Source organism: Tardiphaga sp. 813_E8_N1_3 (assembly GCF_051811025.1).
In the GTDB taxonomy this organism is placed as follows: Bacteria; Pseudomonadota; Alphaproteobacteria; order Rhizobiales; family Xanthobacteraceae; genus Tardiphaga.
This window is the reverse complement of the sequence record NZ_JBPWQE010000001.1, coordinates 327,082-345,711: the sequence shown is the minus strand read 5'-3', so window position 1 is coordinate 345,711 and position 18,630 is coordinate 327,082. Positions and strand designations below refer to the sequence as shown.

At 61.9% G+C, this 18,630-nt stretch carries 20 protein-coding genes and 1 pseudogene; 8 read left to right on the top strand and 13 right to left on the bottom strand.

The window, feature by feature from the left end; genetic code table 11:
* Position 1: 1 nt before the first annotated feature.
* Positions 2–991, top strand: a complete 990-nt coding sequence (locus AB8A33_RS01635; protein ID WP_439091164.1) for an AraC family transcriptional regulator — start codon at positions 2–4, stop codon at positions 989–991.
* On the opposite strand, the gene AB8A33_RS01630 is transcribed toward AB8A33_RS01635, so the two are convergent.
* Together AB8A33_RS01630 and AB8A33_RS01625 are read right to left on the bottom strand one after the other, a co-directional pair.
* Positions 988–1,182: a putative motility protein gene (locus tag AB8A33_RS01630; protein ID WP_089267620.1), complete on the bottom strand. Its 195-nt coding sequence runs from the start codon at positions 1,180–1,182 to the stop codon at positions 988–990. The genes AB8A33_RS01635 and AB8A33_RS01630 overlap by 4 nt on opposite strands.
* 60 nt (positions 1,183–1,242) lie before the next feature.
* Positions 1,243–2,094, bottom strand: a complete 852-nt coding sequence (locus tag AB8A33_RS01625) for a LysR family transcriptional regulator (RefSeq protein ID WP_439087498.1) — start codon at positions 2,092–2,094, stop codon at positions 1,243–1,245.
* A 109-nt stretch (positions 2,095–2,203) separates the two neighbouring features.
* Between AB8A33_RS01625 and AB8A33_RS01620 the strand changes: the two genes are divergently transcribed.
* Entirely contained in the window at positions 2,204–2,587 is a 384-nt protein-coding gene (locus AB8A33_RS01620) for a tautomerase family protein (RefSeq protein WP_439087497.1), read from the top strand.
* A gap of 199 nt (positions 2,588–2,786) precedes the next feature.
* Here the strand turns inward: AB8A33_RS01620 and AB8A33_RS01615 are convergent, their stop codons facing one another.
* The 5 genes from AB8A33_RS01615 to AB8A33_RS01595 all read right to left on the bottom strand — a co-directional run bounded on the left by AB8A33_RS01615 (position 2,787) and on the right by AB8A33_RS01595 (position 6,459).
* Positions 2,787–3,668, bottom strand: coding sequence for a 3-hydroxybutyryl-CoA dehydrogenase (locus AB8A33_RS01615; RefSeq protein WP_439091163.1), 882 nt, complete (start codon positions 3,666–3,668; stop codon positions 2,787–2,789).
* A gap of 167 nt (positions 3,669–3,835) precedes the next feature.
* The gene (locus AB8A33_RS01610) at positions 3,836–4,771 is read right to left on the bottom strand and encodes an electron transfer flavoprotein subunit alpha/FixB family protein (protein WP_439091162.1); all 936 of its coding nucleotides are present in this window, start codon (positions 4,769–4,771) and stop codon (positions 3,836–3,838) included.
* Positions 4,771–5,520 carry an electron transfer flavoprotein subunit beta/FixA family protein gene (locus AB8A33_RS01605; protein ID WP_089267624.1) on the bottom strand — a complete coding sequence of 250 codons (750 nt, stop codon included), beginning with the start codon at positions 5,518–5,520 and terminating at the stop codon, positions 4,771–4,773. The genes AB8A33_RS01610 and AB8A33_RS01605 overlap by 1 nt, the downstream gene beginning before the upstream one ends.
* Before the next feature lie 138 nt (positions 5,521–5,658).
* The gene (locus AB8A33_RS01600; RefSeq protein WP_092150450.1) at positions 5,659–6,231 is read right to left on the bottom strand and encodes a cob(I)yrinic acid a,c-diamide adenosyltransferase; all 573 of its coding nucleotides are present in this window, start codon (positions 6,229–6,231) and stop codon (positions 5,659–5,661) included.
* Positions 6,232–6,264: 33 nt separating this feature from the next.
* Positions 6,265–6,459, bottom strand: coding sequence for a twin transmembrane helix small protein (locus AB8A33_RS01595; RefSeq protein ID WP_068730376.1), 195 nt, complete (start codon positions 6,457–6,459; stop codon positions 6,265–6,267).
* Between the two features lie 164 nt (positions 6,460–6,623).
* Between AB8A33_RS01595 and AB8A33_RS01590 the strand changes: the two genes are divergently transcribed.
* On the top strand, positions 6,624–7,517 hold the full coding sequence (locus AB8A33_RS01590; protein WP_439091161.1) for a YihY/virulence factor BrkB family protein: 894 nt from the start codon (positions 6,624–6,626) through the stop codon (positions 7,515–7,517).
* Here the strand turns inward: AB8A33_RS01590 and AB8A33_RS01585 are convergent.
* Both AB8A33_RS01585 and gluQRS read right to left on the bottom strand, forming a co-directional pair.
* Positions 7,444–8,703: an ATP-binding protein gene (locus AB8A33_RS01585; protein WP_439091160.1), complete on the bottom strand. Its 1,260-nt coding sequence runs from the start codon at positions 8,701–8,703 to the stop codon at positions 7,444–7,446. The genes AB8A33_RS01590 and AB8A33_RS01585 overlap by 74 nt on opposite strands.
* A gap of 101 nt (positions 8,704–8,804) precedes the next feature.
* Positions 8,805–9,683: a tRNA glutamyl-Q(34) synthetase GluQRS gene (gene gluQRS, locus AB8A33_RS01580; RefSeq protein ID WP_439091159.1), complete on the bottom strand. Its 879-nt coding sequence runs from the start codon at positions 9,681–9,683 to the stop codon at positions 8,805–8,807.
* Between the two features lie 82 nt (positions 9,684–9,765).
* Between gluQRS and AB8A33_RS01575 the strand changes: the two genes are divergently transcribed.
* Positions 9,766–10,536 (top strand): carbon-nitrogen hydrolase family protein, encoded by a 771-nt coding sequence (locus AB8A33_RS01575; RefSeq protein ID WP_439091158.1) that lies wholly within the window; start codon positions 9,766–9,768, stop codon positions 10,534–10,536.
* A gap of 20 nt (positions 10,537–10,556) precedes the next feature.
* On the opposite strand, the pseudogene AB8A33_RS01570 reads toward AB8A33_RS01575, so the two are convergent.
* Positions 10,557–10,709, bottom strand: a pseudogene (locus tag AB8A33_RS01570) (glutamate--tRNA ligase family protein); the annotation flags it as partial.
* 11 nt (positions 10,710–10,720) lie between these two features.
* The gene (locus AB8A33_RS01565; protein WP_439091157.1) at positions 10,721–11,614 is read right to left on the bottom strand and encodes a LysR family transcriptional regulator; all 894 of its coding nucleotides are present in this window, start codon (positions 11,612–11,614) and stop codon (positions 10,721–10,723) included.
* A gap of 125 nt (positions 11,615–11,739) precedes the next feature.
* Here AB8A33_RS01565 and AB8A33_RS01560 point away from each other — a divergent pair, with 125 nt between their 5' ends.
* Entirely contained in the window at positions 11,740–12,480 is a 741-nt protein-coding gene (locus AB8A33_RS01560) for an SDR family oxidoreductase (protein ID WP_439091156.1), read from the top strand.
* Between the two features lie 21 nt (positions 12,481–12,501).
* Here the strand turns inward: AB8A33_RS01560 and AB8A33_RS01555 are convergent, their stop codons facing one another.
* Positions 12,502–13,563, bottom strand: coding sequence for a DUF2252 family protein (locus tag AB8A33_RS01555; RefSeq protein WP_439091155.1), 1,062 nt, complete (start codon positions 13,561–13,563; stop codon positions 12,502–12,504).
* Positions 13,564–13,726: 163 nt separating this feature from the next.
* Positions 13,727–14,311: a L,D-transpeptidase gene (locus tag AB8A33_RS01550; protein WP_439091154.1), complete on the bottom strand. Its 585-nt coding sequence runs from the start codon at positions 14,309–14,311 to the stop codon at positions 13,727–13,729.
* A gap of 653 nt (positions 14,312–14,964) precedes the next feature.
* Here AB8A33_RS01550 and AB8A33_RS01545 point away from each other — a divergent pair.
* From AB8A33_RS01545 to AB8A33_RS01535, 3 genes are all read left to right on the top strand, one after another.
* The gene (locus AB8A33_RS01545; RefSeq protein WP_439091153.1) at positions 14,965–15,852 is read left to right on the top strand and encodes a cation diffusion facilitator family transporter; all 888 of its coding nucleotides are present in this window, start codon (positions 14,965–14,967) and stop codon (positions 15,850–15,852) included.
* Between the two features lie 114 nt (positions 15,853–15,966).
* The gene (locus tag AB8A33_RS01540; RefSeq protein WP_439091152.1) at positions 15,967–16,314 is read left to right on the top strand and encodes a DUF2946 family protein; all 348 of its coding nucleotides are present in this window, start codon (positions 15,967–15,969) and stop codon (positions 16,312–16,314) included.
* Between the two features lie 70 nt (positions 16,315–16,384).
* Positions 16,385–18,592: a TonB-dependent receptor domain-containing protein gene (locus AB8A33_RS01535; protein ID WP_439091151.1), complete on the top strand. Its 2,208-nt coding sequence runs from the start codon at positions 16,385–16,387 to the stop codon at positions 18,590–18,592.
* Positions 18,593–18,630 lie beyond the last annotated feature (38 nt).

Sequence of the window (18,630 nt, the reverse complement as noted above, 5' to 3'; positions counted from 1 at the left end):
GATGCTTGATCATTCGTCCAGACCTGTCGTCACGCACCCCCTGACCGAAATGCTCCGGGGCTTGAAGATTGAGGGCGTCGATTACGTCCGCTGCCGCATGACCGAGCCATGGGGGCTGGTCTTCCCGGCACGGCCGAAGGCACAATTTCACTTCGTCGCCGAGCGTGGCTGCTGGCTGCGAACTCTGGATAACGCGTGGGTCCGCCTTGAACCGGGTGATGCGGTCTTGCTGCCGCGCGGCGCGGAACACGCACTGGCGAGTTCACCCGATGCCTTTCCGGCACCGGTCGAGAATTGCCAGTTCGAGCCGGTTTGCTGCGGCATCCTCGACACCTGCAGCGGCGGCAACAGGAATGGCGAAGAAACCGTGCTGTTCGGTGCGGGCATGACCTTCAACCTCGACAGCCAGCATCCCCTGCTTCTGATGATGCCTGAGCTGATGCAGATGCACGAACTTGCCACCGACGAGCCCGCCATCCCGCATCTGCTCGAGGCCATGACATCCGAACTGGCGCTGGATCGCGTCGGTGCCGGCGGCATGCTGACTCGGCTGGCCGATGTCGTCGCCGCGGCACTGATCCGCAACTGGGTGGAGAAAGGCTGCGGCTCCGACGGCTGGGTCGCTGCCGCGCGCGACCCCGGTATCGGGCGAGTTCTCGCTGCGATCCACCGCGATCCGACCAAAGACTGGACCGTCGAGGCGCTGGCGAGCGTCATGCATGCGTCACGATCGGCATTTGCGTTGCGCTTCGCCAATGTCGTCGGCCAAACACCGGCGCGTTACGTCGCGCAATTGCGGATGCGGGAAGCAAAGCAGTGGCTCGTTCGCGACCGCCTGAAGATCGCGGTCGTCGCTCGCCGGCTTGGCTATGAATCGGAAGCCGCGTTCAGCCGCGCCTTCAAGCGCATTATCGGCGCGCCGCCGAGCCATTTTCGCGCGACACTGACTGCTGCCTCTGGCGGCGAACGGCCAGGCTCGACAGCGCCTTAAGCGGCGATATCGAGGTTGCCGCCGACGCCTGCGCCGAGATTGGCCTGGGAGGCCTGCTGGGCACCGCCGAGCAGTGTGAGCACGGTGTTCTTTTCCATGTCGGCATTCGACTTCATGATCGAGGTCGAAATCTGCTGCTGCGTTCCCGCCGCCTTCATGGCAAGCGCGCTGGCAACCAAAGCCATATCCATCAGAAACACTCCGTAACGTGGTACCGACGGTATAGCGATGCGGGGTTAACGAATTTCCAATTAGTCCGCACCGGCCCTGAATGCCGCACCGAGTGTGCGCAGCGCGCCGCGGGCGCCGGCATCCGTGAGGTTGGAATACAGCATCACGTCGCAATTCGGCAGTTTCGGCAATCCAAGGCGCGGGCCGAGATCGACGCTGCCGACCGGCGCGACGCGGCGCACCAACGCACCGATCGCAAGCCCGGCGGAAATCGCGGCACCGATTGTCGCCACTCCGCCGCCGACGAACACTTCCGTCCAGCGAATGCCCGCCGCATCGAGCGCACTCACGGCCATCGCTCGCACGCTGCACGGCTCGGCCTGGGTCGCCAGCCGTAGCGGCTCCCCCGGCCGATGGTTGAAATCCGGCGCAGCAATCCAGCCGAACTCCTCTTCGAGCATCACTTCGCCATCCCGCCGTCGCACATCGTGGCGCAGCACGATCGCCGCATCGATTTCGCCGCCATCATAGGCTTGCAGCATCGCGCGCGAAGTTTCGATACGCAGCTCGATCACCAGCGACGGATCGGTCGCGCTCATGCGTTTCAACAGCTGTGCCAGATCGGCGCCAACGAGATGCTGGCTGATGCCGACCACGAGCCGTCGCTGCTCCACCGCAAACGCGCCGATCGCCGACTGGTGTGCCGCCACCAGGTTTCGGGCTGCGGCAAGGAAAGCAGTGCCCTCGACGGACAGACGCACCAGCCGCGGCGTTCGCTCCAGCAGGCGCTTGCCAAGCCCGCTTTCCAGCCGCTTGATCTTCAGGCTGATCGCCGACTGCGTGCTTCCCATCGCCTCGGCGGCGCGGGTGAAGCTGGTGAGGTCGGCCACCAGCACAAAGGCTTGGACAGCCTCGATATCGAGCGCTTTCATCAGCCAATCATTTCAATATGACATCATTGAAATATTATTTCATACGATTTTACAATGATCAATATGGGATTAGGTTTGCTGCATCGGATTTGAACAACAGGAGACCACCATGCCGCTGGTTCGCATTTCACTGAAGCGGGGCAAGCCCGCCGCTTGGCGCAAAGCCATTGCCGACAGCGTCTATGACGCAATGATCGAAACCTTCAACGTACCCAGGGACGATCGCTTCATCGTCATTCACGAGCACGACGGCGACGACTTCAGCTATAGTCCGGATTATCTTGGCATCCGGCGCACCGACGACCTGGTCCTCATCCAGCTCACCGTCAGCAACACGCGCGGCGTGGAGCAAAAGCAGAAGCTCTATCGCGGAATCGTCGAGCGATTGACGGCAGCGCCCGGGCTGCGGCCCGAGGACGTTTTCATCAATCTCGTCGAGGTGCTGCCGGAGAACTGGTCGTTCGGCAACGGCGTGGCGCAGTACGTGACATGATTACGCAGCGCGAGACATTGATGGCGCATCTGTGCGGAGTCGGCATGGGCATGGCGACGATTGTCAGTCTGGTGCCGGCGACAGTGAGCTTGATGCGGGCTCTCATCTAACCAGGCACTCGGTCATGCCCGCGCAAGGCGCAGCTTCGCGCTTTGCCCGGCCATGACGAAGTCTTACTCTAACGGACAGCGCGCGAAACTTAGCGCGTCGGGACCGGCTTCTCGCCGCGGTAGTCGTAGAAACCGCGCTGGGTCTTGCGACCGAGCCAGCCGGCTTCGACATATTTCACCAGCAGCGGACACGGCCGATACTTGGAGTCGGCAAGGCCTTCATGCAGCACCTGCATGATCGACAGGCACGTATCCAGACCGATGAAATCGGCGAGTTCGAGCGGGCCCATCGGGTGATGCGCACCGAGCTTCATCGCGGCGTCGATGGCTTCGACATTGCCGACGCCTTCATACAGCGTGTAGATCGCCTCGTTGATCATCGGCAACAGGATGCGGTTGACGATGAAGGCCGGGAAGTCCTCCGAGACGGCGATCTGCTTGCCGAGCCTGGTGACGAATTCCTTGGACGCCTCGAAGGTCGCGTCATCGGTGGCGATGCCGCGGATCAGTTCGACCAGCTCCATCACCGGCACCGGATTCATGAAGTGAATACCGATGAACTTCTCGGGACGGTCGGTCGAGGCAGCGAGGCGCGTGATCGAGATCGACGAGGTATTGGAAGCGACGATCGCCTCCGGCTTCAGCACCGCACAGAGATCGTGAAAGATCTTGCGCTTGATCTCTTCCTTCTCGACCGCGGATTCGATCACGAGATCGCAATCGGCGAGACCATCCATCGTGTCCGACGAGGTGATGCGATCCAGCGCCTGCTTGCGCGCATCCTCGGTGATGACCTTCTTCGACACCTGACGCGACAGGTTGCCGTTGATCGTCGCCATGGCAGACTTAAGGCGGTCGGCGGAGACATCGTTCAGCACAACTTCGAGGCCGCCCAATGCAGCCACATGCGCAATGCCATTGCCCATCTGGCCGGAGCCGATCACGCCGACTTTCTTGATCATAACCGCCATCTTGCTTGTCATCTCTGAGAACACGCCGCCCGCGCATGCCGCGTTCGGAAAGCCATCTTTACATAAAATATCGGCCGGAGTCAGTCACTCCGGCCGATGTCGTTAATTGAGGCGCAAAGCCATAATTCAGCAAGGCCTTATTTGCCCAATCCTTGCCTGCAGAGCCTCTACTTGCCGAGTGCCTCGGTCAGCTCCGGCACGGCCTGGTAGAGGTCAGCGACCAGGCCGTAATCGGCGACCTGGAAGATCGGCGCGTCTTCGTCCTTGTTGATCGCGACGATCACCTTGGAGTCCTTCATGCCGGCGAGATGCTGGATCGCGCCGGAAATGCCGATGGCGATATACAGCTCCGGAGCCACGACCTTGCCGGTCTGGCCGACCTGCCAGTCGTTCGGGGCATAGCCGGCATCTACCGCGGCGCGCGAGGCGCCGACACCGGCACCGAGCTTGTCGGCGAGCGGTTCGATGTATTTGGCGAAGTTCTCGCGGCTCTGCATGGCACGGCCACCAGACACGATGATCTTCGCCGAGGTCAGTTCCGGACGATCGCTCTTGGCCATGTCCTCGCCGACGAAGGTCGACAGACCGGGATTCTCGGCCGTCTTGACGTCTTCCACCGCCGCGCTGCCGCCTTCACCGGCTGCACCGAAGGTCGAGGTACGCACCGTAATGACCTTCTTGGCATCCTTGGACTTCACGGTCTGGATGGCGTTACCGGCATAGATCGGACGCTCATAGGTGTCGGGCGCAATCACCTTGGTGATTTCCGACACCTGCATCACGTCGAGCAAAGCGGCGACGCGCGGCATCACATTCTTCGAGCGCGTGGTCGCAGCGGCGATCAGCACGTCATAGGCGGGCGCCAGCGACACGATCAGCGCGGCCAGCGGCTCGGCAAGATCATGGGCATAGGAGGCGTCGTCGGCGAGCAGCACCTTGGTGACGCCCTGCAGCTTGGCGGCAGCTTCCGCGGCCGGCTTCGCATTCTGGCCGGCAACGAGGATATGCACCTCGCCGCCGATCTGGGTCGCGGCGGTGAGCGCCTTGTTGGTGGAATCCTTCAGGGTGGCGTTGTCGTGATCGGCAAGCAGCAATGTCGGCATTAGAGCACCCCGGCTTCAGTCTTGAGTTTCGATACCAGTTCGGCGACGTCCTTGACCTTGACGCCGGCCTTGCGGCCGCCCGGTTCGCTGGTCTTGATGATCTCGAGACGCGGAGAGATATCGACGCCGTAACCATCGGCGGTCTTCTCGTCGATCGGCTTCTTCTTCGCCTTCATGATGTTCGGCAGCGAAGCGTAGCGCGGCTCGTTCAGACGAAGATCGGTGGTGACGATGGCCGGTCCCTTGAGCTTGACGGTCTGCAGACCGCCATCGACTTCACGGGTCACGGTGACGTCGTCGCCCTCGACAACCAGCTTGTTGGCGAAGGTCGCCTGCGGCCAGCCGAGCAGCGCAGCCAGCATCTGGCCGGTCTGGTTGGCGTCGTCGTCGATCGCCTGCTTGCCGAGGATCACGAGACCCGGCTTTTCCTCATCGGCCACGGCCTTGAGGATCTTCGCCACGGCGAGCGGCTCGACGGTGCCTTCAACCTTGACGAGGATGCCACGGTCGGCGCCCATCGCGAGGCCGGTGCGGAGGGTTTCGGACGCCTGTGCGGGACCGATCGACACCACCACCACTTCGGTTGCCTTGCCGGCCTCTTTCAGGCGCAGGGCTTCCTCGACGGCGATTTCGTCGAACGGATTCATCGACATCTTGACGTTGGACAGTTCGACGCCCGATCCGTCGCTCTTGACGCGAACCTTGACGTTGTAATCGACCACCCGTTTGACCGCGACCAGAACCTTCATCGATCCTCTTTCGTGTGAGTTTTATTGTTTCAGAGCTTGCTCGGAAGCTTGGGCGCGGAACCTAAAGCCCCTGCCACACGGGGTCAACGCGCCAGACCCTAAAATCGAATGTCTCTAGGCCAGCCGATTTAGCCGAAATTACCGGTTCTGGCCGGGCACCCAGAGCACGTCGCCGGCGCCATTATCATTCTGCGAGCGGCTGGCGACGAACAGGAAGTCCGACAGCCGGTTCATATACTGGATACCAGCATCCGAGACCGGCTCATCGGGCTGGGCAGCGAGTTCCACCATGATCCGTTCCGCACGACGGCAAATCGTCCGGGCGACATGAAGGTGAGCGGCGGCAGGAGTTCCGCCAGGCAAAACAAACGAGGTCAGATCGGCCAACGGCGCATTGAGCATGTCGATGTCGTTCTCCAGCCGTTCGACCTGGCTGGCCAGCAGACGCAGCCGCTCGACCTTGCCCTCACGCTGCGGAACCGCGAGATCAGCCCCGAGATCAAATAGGTCGTTCTGGATCAATCCCAGCATCCCATCGAGCGATCGCGCATGGGCGAGATGCAGCCGGACGACACCGATCGCGGCGTTGGTCTCGTCCACTGTTCCATAGGCGCTGACGCGGAGATCGTATTTCGGCCGACGCTCGCCGGTGCCGAGAGCCGTCGTGCCGTCATCGCCGGTGCGGGTATAGATGCGGTTGAGAACGACCATCGAATTGATCCAGCGTCAGTTGAGGAATTTGCGTTAGCGGCCCATCGCCCAGACGGTGGCCATGGTGAGTATGATGGCGACGAATTGCAGCACCACGCGCCACCGCATTAGCTTTTGCGAGCGATCGGGCGAACCGCCACGCATCATATTGAAGAGGCCGAGCAGCAGGACCAGCGCAACGGCGCCGACCGCGATGGGGAGAATGATGTTGCTGAGCGTTGATGTCATATCGGCTACATAACACTGCGTCACAGGCTGCGCTATTGCCGGCCGTCAAAATGACTGGGCGATAAGCGCAGGCCGCAACGCAACGATCTGGCTTTTTCGCGTTAGATATCAGAAGCTAACATGACGACCGGTGATTTGCCGGCCGATCCCGAACCAGGTGGCATGTGAGACAGATACGCACCGTCTACGATGTCGTACTGGACGCCTTCTATACGTTTCTCGCCGATGACGGCTGGGCGATCGCCAGCCATATCGCCCTTTCCACCCTGATGGCGCTGTTTCCGTTCCTGATCGTGCTGGCCTCGCTGGCCGGCTTCTTCGGTTCCAAGGATCTCGCCGATCAGGCCGTCGGATTGTTGCTGGAAATCTGGCCGGATCAGGTGGCCGGCGCGCTATCTGGGCAGATCCACGACGTGCTGACCACCACCCGCGGCGATGCGCTGACCATCGGTCTCGTGCTCGCAGTGTATTTCGCCTCCAACGGCGTCGAGAGCCTGCGCGTCGCGCTGAACCGCGCCTATTCGGTGATCGAGCCGCGGCGCTGGTACTGGCTGCGGCTGGAGTCGATCGGCTACACGCTGGTCGCTGCCGTCACCGCGCTCGCCATGGCGTTCCTCATCGTGCTCGGCCCGCTGATGCTTGAAATCATCAGGCGCTATGTCCCGCTGATGGTCGAGAACAACGAGCGGCTGCTGACGGTGGCGCGTTACGGCATCACCATCGTCGCCATGGTGACCGCCTTGTTCATCCTGCATGCGTGGCTTCCATCAGGCCGCCGCACCTTCGGCCAAATCCTGCCCGGCATTATCTTCACCATGCTGGCGTCGCTGGCGTCCGGTATCGGCTTCGGTCTTTATCTGGCGCGCTTCGCCAACAACTACGTGACGATGTATGCCGGCCTGGCGTCGGTGATTATCGCGCTGGTGTTTCTGTACTTCATTGCGGCGATCTTCGTGTTCGGCGGCGAACTCAATGCCGCGATCATCAAGTCGCGGCTGCCCCACGGCGTCTCGCTTCAAGCAGCGCAGTCGCTAGCGCCCGCGGAGACACCGGTTTGATCAGGAACGCGTCGGCCCCCGCCTGACGCGATGCGGCTTCGTCTTCGCTGCGACCGGACACGCCGATGATCGCGACGCGGCCATGCGGCGCCTTCAACGCACGGATTTGCCGGATCGCCTCGACGCCATCGATGCCCGGCAGCACCATATCCATCAGCACCGCATCGAACGTGCCCTGCGCAACGCGCTCCGCCGCTGCTTCGCCACGACCGATGAACTCGGCCTGATGGCCGAGTTCGGTGAGAATGGCATTGAGTACGACACGACCGAACGGATTGTCCTCGACGCTCAAGACCCGCAGCGCCTGTCCCGGCGCAACAGACGCGTCATCGCTCGTCATGATGGTAATCGGGCCGCTCGTCTTGTCGAGCGCCACCGTGAGCGTGAACAGCGTTCCGCCACCACGGCGCTGCGCCACCGTAATGTCGCCACCCATGGCGCGGGCGAGTTGCTTCACCGACGACAGGCCGAGACCCGCGCCGCCGAAGCGCGAGGCGATCGACACATTGGCCTGCGAGAACGGTTTGAACAGCCGCTTGATCTCGGCCAGCGTGAGACCGATGCCGCTGTCGGAGACGGCAAAGGAGACGCCGACCTTGCCCGCCATGCGCACGGGCGAAACTTTCAGCGCCACATTGCCCTGCTCGGTGAACTTCACCGCATTGTCGATCAGATTTTCCAGCGCCGCGCGCAGCCGCACGGGATCGCCGACCACGAATACCGGCAATCTGTCGGAGATCGCGACCCGCGACAGCAGCCCCTTGGCAGCGGCGCGGCCCGCGAGCGAGTCGCCGATGTTGCGGGCAAGCGCACGCAGATCGAAGAAATCCTGCCGCAGTTCGAATCTGGATTTGCTGCTGCGCGCGGCATCGACGAACAGCGTCGCGAGACCTGCCAGATGTTCGGCGCCAGCTTTGATCGTCTCGACCCAGCGCCGCTCGCGCTCGTCGAGGTCGGAGGTGGCCAGCAGATCGCTGACCGCAAGAATGCCGGTCAGCGGCGTGCGCACCTCATGGGCGAACACCGCCAGCGCGGTTTCCACCATTGTATCGGCACGCACGGACCTGCGCTTGGCGCGCGGCTTCGGCGCGGGCTTCTTCACCGCACGCTTCTTGGCCACGCGTTTTTTCAGCGTTTGCTTGGTGCGCGTCCGCATCTTGCGCGGAGAGCGCGATGTCAGCGCCATATGTTGCCCACCCGTCCCGGAGGCACCATGCCACGGCGGGGCGCGCGGAGTCACGCAGCAGGCCAAGTCTAGCTTGCGAATTTCTTGCGGCGCGCTTGCGGCTAACTTGCGGCAGACGGGTCGGGCAGCCCGACCATGCGGCGGATATCCGCCGGTGTGGCGCCTTGCGCCCGCAACTCACGCAGGCTGGTCGAGCCGGTCGATTTGGACAGTTTAGCGCCGGTGCTATCGCGCACGAGCAAATGATGCCGATAGACCGGTTGCGGCAGGCCGAGCAATTGCTGCAGCAGCCGGTGCACGCTGGTCGACCAGAACAGGTCCTGGCCGCGCACCACATGGGTCACGCCCTGCAGCGCATCGTCGATCACGACCGAGAGATGATAGCTGGTCGGCGTTTCCTTGCGGGCCAGGATGACATCACCCCAAGCCTCCGGCTGCGCGGCGACGGTACCCGTCTCGCCGCCCGGACCCGTGCCCTGCTCGGTCCATGTGAGCGAACCGCTGACTGCAATGGCTGTGGCCATATCGAGCCGCAGCGCCATCGGGGCATCTGCCTGTCTGAGTTCGGCGACAGCCTGCGACGACAACGATCTGGCAATGCCTGGATAGAGAGGCGCACCGTCGGGATCGCGTGGCCATGAGCCTTTCGCTTCTTCGGCCGCGATCATACGTGCGATCTCGGCACGGCTCTCGAAGCTGGGATACAGCAGTCCCATGGCGGCGAGCCGCTCGGTCGCGGCGCGGTAGTCGGCGAAATGCTGCGACTGTCGCCGTACCGGCACCTCCCAGGCGATGCCGAGCCAGGCGAGATCCTCGTAGATCGCCGCCTCGAATTCCGGCCGGCAACGCGTGACATCGATGTCCTCGATCCGCAGCAGCAACCGCCCGCCGGCTGCCCGCGCCAGATCGGCATTCAGTAGCGCCGAATAAGCGTGGCCGAGATGCAAATGGCCATTGGGGCTGGGTGCGAAACGAAACAAGGGAGGACCGGTGTAATGCAAGCCATTTGCCTCAGTGATTTGTTTTCATATAACGCCGAGGCGTGACACCAGGAGGTCGGCGATGCGTGTGGGATTTGTTGAGTGGCCAGAAAACTTGATTGCCGACAGTGACCAATGGCGTAGTTTGGCAGACGATCTTTCCAAGGCGAAAATCGATATACTGATTACGAATGAGATGCCTTTCGGTCCGTGGATTGCATCAGCTCGGGATTTTGATCCGAAATTAGCCGAATACAGCATTGAGTGTCATCGGGCGGGCTTAACGGTACTCGAAAAGCTAAATTTCCCTGCGGTCATTTCTTCTCGGCCCGTTTGGGAGGGATCCCGGCTCGCAAATGAAGCTTTCTGCCTTGAAGGGGGAGAAATAAAGCACCTCCACACAAAGCAATATTTTCCCTCGGAGGCAGGTTGGTATGAGTCGAATTGGTACGCGACTCAGTCGCGCGAATTCGAGCCGGTCGTCGTTTGCGGTGTATGCGTAGGGGTGCTTCTATGCACGGAAGTGATGTTCAACGAACATGCTCGCCATTACCGCAAACAAGGCGCCGAGTTGATCGTTGTACCGAGAGCCACGGGAAGAACCTTGGACGTATTCCGCATCGCAGGCGCGATGGCTTCGATTGTTTCTGGCTGTTATGTCGTGAGTTCCAACCGCGTTGGACAAGGATCAAACGGGCCGACGTTTGGGGGCAAAGGGTTCGCATGCGGGCCGAATGGAGAATTGCTCGACATGACGTCTCCAGAAAAACCACTCGCGATAATCGAGCTTGATATCGCTTCCGTTAAAGAAAAACAGAAAAGCTATCCTTGTTACGTGACAGAGCCCGATTGATCAGCGCAGCACATTCCAGCCGGCCGGCAACGCGTGACATCGATATCCTCGATCCGCAGCAGCAATCGGCCGCGGACCTCGCGCGCCAGATCGAAATTCAGCAGCGCCGAAGCGGCGTGGCCGAGATGCAGATAACCATTGGGGCTGGGCGCGAAACGAAAAACAGGGGCCATCACAGGTTTGCTTAGATCACGTCGCGCGCGAAAGCACGCGTCAACCAGTCCATGAACACGCGCACCCGCGGCGAGAGCTGGCGATTGCGCGGATAGAGCAGCGACACCGGCGACGGCATCGGTGGATATTGCGGCAGCACCTCGACCAGCGTGCCGTCGGCGAGTTCATCCTTGATGCGATAGCGCGGCACCTGCACCAGACCGAAGCCGAGTTTCGCCATCGCCGCGTAATTGTCGGCGCTATTCACCGTGATCGCCACCGGCAACGTGACATGACGCAACGCACCGTTGTCCTGAAATTCCAGCGGCAGCACCGCGCCTGTCGCCGAGGAGTGATAGCCGACCATGCGATGACCTTCGAGCGCATCAATGGACAAAGGCATGCCCATGCGCGCGAGATAGGACGGTGCCGCGCAGGTGACTTCGTCCATCATCGTCAGCCGCCGCGCCACCATATCGCTGTCGCGGAGCTCGCCGACACGCACCACGCAGTCGATGCCCTCGCGGATCAGGTCGACCAGCCGGTCGCCCTCGCTGAGATAGAGCTGGATGTCGGGATATTCGGCGAGAAAGTCCAGCAGATGCGGCAGCACGAAATTACGCGCCAGCGTGCCATTCATATCCACCCGCAACGGCCCCTTGGGCTTGGCACCGCAAAAAGCGCTTTCGGCGTCTTCGAGATCGGCGATCAGCGTCAGGCAGCGCTGGTGATAGGCCTCGCCGTCCAGCGTCGGCCGCACCAGCCGCGTGGTGCGCTCGAGTAGCCGCACGCCGAGCCGTGCCTCGATCTGCTTGACCGCATCGGTGACGGTCGACCGCGGCAGGCCGAGATCCGCCGCCGCAGCCGTAAAGCTGCGCCGCTCCACCACCCGGGTGAACACCCGCATCGTCTCGAAACGGTCCATGCCTTTGTTCGTTAAATCCGAATTGTGATGCCAGATAATGTATCATTATCCGAAAAATAAAACGATCTAGATTTCCCTCATCAGAACGGCTCTGCCAGTCGGCCGCCCCAACGAGGAGAAGCGAAATGACCAACCCATCCAGCAAGGTAGCTATCGTCACGGGGGCGTCCCGCGGCATCGGCGCAGCCATCGCCGAGCGGCTGGGCCGCGACGGCTTCACGGTGATCGTCAATTACTCCGGGAGTGCCGCGCCGGCCGAAGCCATCGCGCAAAAGATCGAGGCGGCCGGCGGCCGCGCGCTCACCGCCAAGGCGGACGTCAGCGATCCCGCCGCCGTGCGCGGAATGTTCGATGCAGCCGAGACCGCCTTTGGCGGCATCGACGTGCTGATCAACAATGCCGGCATCATGAAGCTCGCCACATTCGCCAATGCCGATGATGCGTCCTTCGACCAGCAGATCGCGGTCAATCTGAAAGGCACGTTCAACACCATGCGCGAAGCCGCAAAGCGGCTGCGCGATGGCGGCAGGGTCGTGAACTTCTCCACTGGCGTCGTTGGCACCAAGCTTGAGAGCTACGGCATCTATGCCGCCACCAAGGCTGCGGTCGAAACCATGACGGGTATCATGGCCAAGGAAATGCGTGGCCGCTCGATCACCGTAAACGCCATCGCACCCGGCCCGACCGCAACCGACCTGTTCCTAAATGGCAAGTCACCGGAACTGATCGAGCGTTTCGCCAAGGCGACGCCAATGGAGCGTCTCGGCACACCCGAAGACATCGCCAATGCCGTTGCCTTCCTGGTCGGCCCTGAAGGCGGCTGGATCAACGCCCAGGTGCTGCGCGCCAATGGCGGGCTTGTGTGAGATTAGAGCGACTGCCGTGCTCTATTTCTTCTTCCAGGCGCGGTAGTCGCTTTCGACCAGTTCTGACATGGTCTCAGCGGCCCTGCCGAGCCATCCCGGAGGGCGCTTCTTGAGATCGGCGCGCAAAGCCCTTGCGCCGATCTTGCCCGCGACATGAATGGCAGCGAGGTCCTGCCCCATCGCGTTCAATAGCTGCGTGGTCAGTTTGGCCAGCTCAGCGCCCGGACTCTTGCCAAGTTCAATCTTGCGGGAGTCCGGTGCAAGCCGGCGGATCACGAACTTGCCGTCAATGGCCAGAAACGGATCCGGCGCGCGATAGCGTCCAAACGCCAGAGCGTGAAGATGCGAGACTCCGGATTTTGACCCATGCGCCCACAGCCAGGCCGAAGGGACGAGCGCCTTTGCCTCCCTCAGGCAGAAGCCGCCTTCTGCAGTGGCGACGGCCACGTATCGTGGCCGTCCGAGGCCGCCGGTGCCCGCGACACGGCTGCCAAATCTCTCGATCGTTGCGCCCTTTAGCGACCTTTTCAGTGCCTTGACGACCTTTGCAGGCGGCTTGGCGGTCGGATACTTCTTCACCTCGTTCCAGAATTTTGCCGGCTTCTTGCGTGCGCGAACGGCATAGGGCCGCATCCAGAATTCGCGTTGATCCAAGAGTGCCGGATGCGGATCGGTAAGGCCTTTGCGGTAGCCGGCGAGAATGGCACGCGAGATCGTCGCTCGCCCAAGCTTCATGCCCGGCGCGAGCTGCGCGCTGGTCGCAAGACGAACGAGATCGAACAGATACGGCATCTTCGCCGCCTCATCGAAATCGTTGATGCCCCATACGAGACGCCCTTCGGCATCGCGCCAGGTGCCGTAATTCTCGAGATGCACGTCTCCGACGCACAGGACATGCGGCGCGTCACATAAAATCGCGCAGAGTTCTTCGATCTTCTTTGCCCACCGAAAATACGTGCCACGCAAAAAGACAAAGGAGTCCTCGCGCATCAGCCTGTGCTTGAGCTTGAGATCCTTTTCCACGACGTCGCACTGGTCGCGCAGCCAGTCCTCATATGCACTGTTATCTTCGCGGAAAGACATCTGGGCCTCACGGTCGCTCAGAAACAATCAAAAGATGTATTCAATGTAAAATGCACCATAAGGCGGTGCAACGAAACCGGCTACGGCAAAATTTGCGGCGCCGAACGCAACGCCGGGTATCAGAGGACACCCGGCGTTTTGAATTCTCGGTCGAAGGCGCGCCTCAGGACTCGGCGCGGCCGCTCTGGATCACCACCACGCGGCTGCCGATCTTCACGCGGCTATAAAGATCGACGATGTCCTGGTTCATCAGCCGGATGCAGCCGCTGGACACCGCGTGGCCAATGGTCTCGGGCTCGGTGGTGCCATGGATGCGGAACATGGTGTCGCGGTCGCCCTGATAGAGATACATCGCACGCGGCCCGAGCGGATTATCGATGCCGCCCTCCATGCCGCCCGCCATCTTGCGATAGCGCGCGGGTTCGCGGTTCATCATGTTTTCCGTCGGGGTCCAATGCGGCCACTCGGCCTTGCGCTTGATCACGGCAGCGCCGGCAAAAGCGAGGCCGGCCTTGCCGACGCCGATGCCGTAGCGCATCGCCTTGCCGTCGCCTTCCACGAGATAGAGATGACGCGCGGCCGTATCGACCACGATGGTGCCGACGGGCTCCTTGGTGCGGTAGGCGACGCGCTGACGCAGCATCGCCGAATCGATTGCGGAGACGTCGATGGCCGGCAGCGTGTGCCCGCCGTCATTCAACTCGGCATAGCTGGCGGACGGACCACCAAAGCCGGTGGATGACATCATCCCACCGCTGCTTGCACATCCTGCCAGCACAGCGGGCAACATCAAAAGCGCCAGAAGGCGCAGCCCGCGTGATCCACCGAAACCTGTCATTCCCAACCCTTACTGCAACGCGCCCAACGCGGACGACCCGCACCTCATACAGGGCTGAGCGATCAAATCAGGCTCAACAGCGTGTCATTTGGCTCATGGAACAGCTCTGCGATGCACTTTGCGCGTCGCTGTGGTGATCGCGCCACAGCCGCGCAGGCTCACGAATAACCTCAGGTTGATCAATCACCTCTGAGGGTCAGCCAGCGCGCAGCACGATCCTGGCCACGGAACCGCAGCGACGATGCCAGCCGACGCGTGCCGAAGCGCTCCACCATGGGTCTCGCCAGCCTCGTTGAGACCGGCGACATTGAGGACCGCGCCATGGCAACGCGATTCAGCACGATGTGGTCCCACAACTATCAATGCGCAGACGGTCGCTACGAACGCCACGCGCATGACGAGATCGATATGATGTCCGTTGGCGGGACGACCTGCCCGATGAAGTACACGCGCATTGTAATGCGAAGCACTTGCAGCTGGATTTCACGGCTTGCATCGTTGTAACCGGCATATTAGAGCACACAGCCGCGTGAGACTTCGCGTTACCCCAACGAGATTTTCAGATGACAAGCGTTCGCAGTCTTGCGCAAGGCAGCATTGCCGTTGGCCTGCTGGTCCTCGGTATGAAATACGCCGCCTATCATCTGACCGGCAGCGTCGCACTGCTGTCCGACGCGATTGAAAGCATCGTCAATGTTGTGACGGCCATCGTCGTTTTGCTTGCGACCACGCTGAGCGCGAAACCGGCTGACGACGATCATCCCTACGGTCATCATAAGGTTGAATATTTTTCGGCCGTGCTCGAAGGCGTGCTGATCGTGCTCGCCGCGATCCTGATCCTGCGTGAAGCTTATCAAGGCTATCTGACGCCGCGACTCGTCGAAGCGCCCTGGGTCGGGCTGCTCGTCAACGCAGCGGCGAGCATCATCAATGCCGGTTGGGCATGGGTGCTGATCAGGCAGGGTCGCATCCACCGCTCGCCCGCCCTCATAGCAGACGGCCGCCATTTATTGTCCGACGTGTATTCTTCGATCGGCGTTCTCGGCGGCGTCGGAGTAGCCGCACTGTCGGGGATCGCGATTCTCGACCCAATCCTTGCGGCGCTGGTCGCGCTCAACATCCTGTGGGCCGGTTGGGGCCTGATGAAGGAGTCGCTCAGCGGATTGATGGATGAGGCCATCCCGCCAGCCATGCTCGCGAGCATCAAGCAGACCATATCGGCCCATGCCGACGGCGCCATCGAGGCCCATGACCTGCGCACCCGCCGCGCCGGCAGCATGACCTTTATCGATTTCCATCTGGTGGTGGCAGGATCGACCACCGTGAGCGCCGCGCACGACATTTGCGACAAGCTCGAGACCGCGATCCGCCAGGAGATCGGCGAGGCTCTGATCACCATCCATGTCGAACCCGACGACAAGGCCAAACATTCCGGCATCGTGGTTCTCTGACCTGGATCAACGGATCCGGTCACGAACGGCTTTGACAGGTTCCGCCCCCGTGTTAATCGGGAGGCGAGGATCGTTCCTGTGACACATGTTTCGCGCAAACGCTGGTTTGGGGCCGTGGCATCTTTGGCCGCTGCCTATGCGCTTGTGCTCAATGTCGTGCTCTCCAGCCTGTTGCTCGCCGCGATCTCGCCGACCGCGCAGGCCGCAGGCTTCGAGCTCTGCCTCACCCATCCCGACCTTGCCGCATCCCCGGACGACGCCGGCAAGACCACTGGCGCTCCTGCGGTGCATTGCCCGGTCTGCGTCGGCACCCATGCGCCGGGGGCCCCGCCTGCCTCCGCGACTTTCCTCGTCTCACGCATCGCCATCGCGATCGTTCCCGTGGCTGCCCTCGATGATCGCATCATCGCGGAAGCCGCAACCTCCGACCACCGGGCCCGCGCGCCACCGCGCCTGAGCTGACGTTCCACGCCGTCAGACGCCGCGCATCAACGCGCGCGTTGCTCAGTTCAATCCCGGTGGAGTTTTCCCCATGCTATCCGTTTCCATGCGGCTGCGCAGCGCCCTGCTCGCATCCGCGGCCACGCTCATCTCAGGCGCGGCATCAGCCCAATCGGCCCCCTTCACTTCGCTTCCGGCGGTCACCGTCGATGCGCCCGCACAGCAGCGCGCTGTCGCCTCGCGCAAACCGCGCCAAACTCAAATTGCGCCGAACGCCCGCGCGGCCCGTACCGGCCCTGCGGCAACGCCAACACCTGCTGGCGCACAGGCTCCGAGCGTCCCGGGCGCCCTCACCGTGCTCACAGCCCAGCAGGCGCTGCGCGAGATCCAGCAGACGCCGGGCGGCGTCGCGCTGGTGACCGCAGATGCGTGGCGAACATCGACGCCCTCGAACACCATCAAGGACATCCTCGATTATGTGCCGGGCGTGTTCGCGCAGCCGAAATGGGGCGACGATACCCGCCTGTCGATCCGCGGATCGAGCCTGTCGCGCAATTTCCATCTGCGCGGCGTGCAGCTCTATATGGACGGCATCCCGATCAACACCGCCGACGGCTATGGCGATTTCCAGGAGATCGATCCGACCGCCTATAAATATGTCGAGGTGTTCAAGGGCGGCAACGCATTGCGCTTTGGCGCCAATTCGCTCGGCGGCGCGATCAATTTCGTGACGCCCACCGGCCGCGACCCATTCGTAAATGGCGCGTCGGTCGACATGGGCGCTTTCGGCTTCCGTCGCCTGCAGGCCAACACCGGCGGCGCCAATGGTCCGTGGGACGGTTTCATCACGGCCTCGACGCAATCCGCCGATGGCTTCCGCGATCACAGCTACGGCGAGGCGACGCGCGTCAGCGGCAATGTCGGCTACCAGTTCTCGCCGGATTTCGAGACGCGGTTCTATCTCAATGCCAACAGCGTGCGGCAGCGCATTCCCGGCTCGGTCAGCAAAGACAGCGCGCTGAATTCGCCGACCACCGCGGCGGCCAGCAACCTCACCGGCGACCAGCAGCGCAACATCGACACCGTGCGCCTTGCCAACAAAACCACCATCCGGCTCGACAACACCACGATCGACTTTGGCGCCTTCGCCGTCGACCGGCACCTGATGCATCCGATCTTCCAGTATCTGGACTACAGCTATCAGGACTATGGCGGCTTCGCGAAAGTGACCGACGACCGCAATATTGGCGGCTATCGCAACGTGTTTGTCGCGGGCGTGAATGTCATCAACGGCCGCATCGACAACAACCAGTATGTCAATGTCGCCGGACAGAAGGGCGCGTTGACGTTCTCGTCCATCGATCGATCGAAGAACACCTCGGTCTACGCGGAAAATTCGTTCTATTTCCTGCCGACTGTCGCTGTCATCGGTGGCACGCAATTCCTTTATGCGACGCGCGACAGACAGGATCGTTTGAAGCCCAATGGTATCGACGGATCGGGCTCGACCGAATTCAACCTGTGGAGCCCGAAAGGTGGACTGCTGTGGAACATCGATCCGACCTGGCAGGCTTACGCGAACGTCTCACGCAGCGCCGAAGTGCCAAGCTTTGGCGAAAGCTCCAACGGCCCGGGCATCCCGACGATCCCCTTCACCAGCATCCGGCCACAGCGCGCCACAACCTATGAGATCGGCACGCGCGGGCGACGGCCGGACCTGACATGGGAGCTGACTGGCTACCGCGCCAACATCACCGACGAATTGCAATGCATCTATAGCGCCTTCGGAAATTGCAACGTCACCAATGCGGATCGTACGATCCATCAGGGCATCGAGGCCGGTCTCGGCATCGCTGTCTTCAAGGGCATGTTCGACGCCTCGCCGCAGCCGGACAAGCTCTGGCTCAACATGGCCTATACGTTCAACGACTTCCGCTTCGACAATGACGCGACTTTCGGCAACAACCTGCTGCCGGGCGCGCCGCGGCATTATCTGCGCGCGGAACTGCTCTACAAACACGCCAACGGCTTCTATCTCGGTCCCAATGTCGAATGGGTGCCGGAATCCTACTATGTCGACAGCGCCAATACGCTGAAGACCGAGCCCTATGCGCTGCTCGGCCTGAAAGCCGGCGTCGACAATGGCGGCACTTACTCGGGCTATATCGAAGCACGTAACGTGCTCGACACCCGCCACATCGCCTCCGCCAGCATTCTCAATCAGGCCACGGCGACGTCACCGCTGTTCGAACCCGGCACCGGCCGCGCCATCTATGCCGGCGTCAAGGCGAGGTGGTGAAGATGACGATTTCCGCTATGCTTCAATCCACGAAAGGA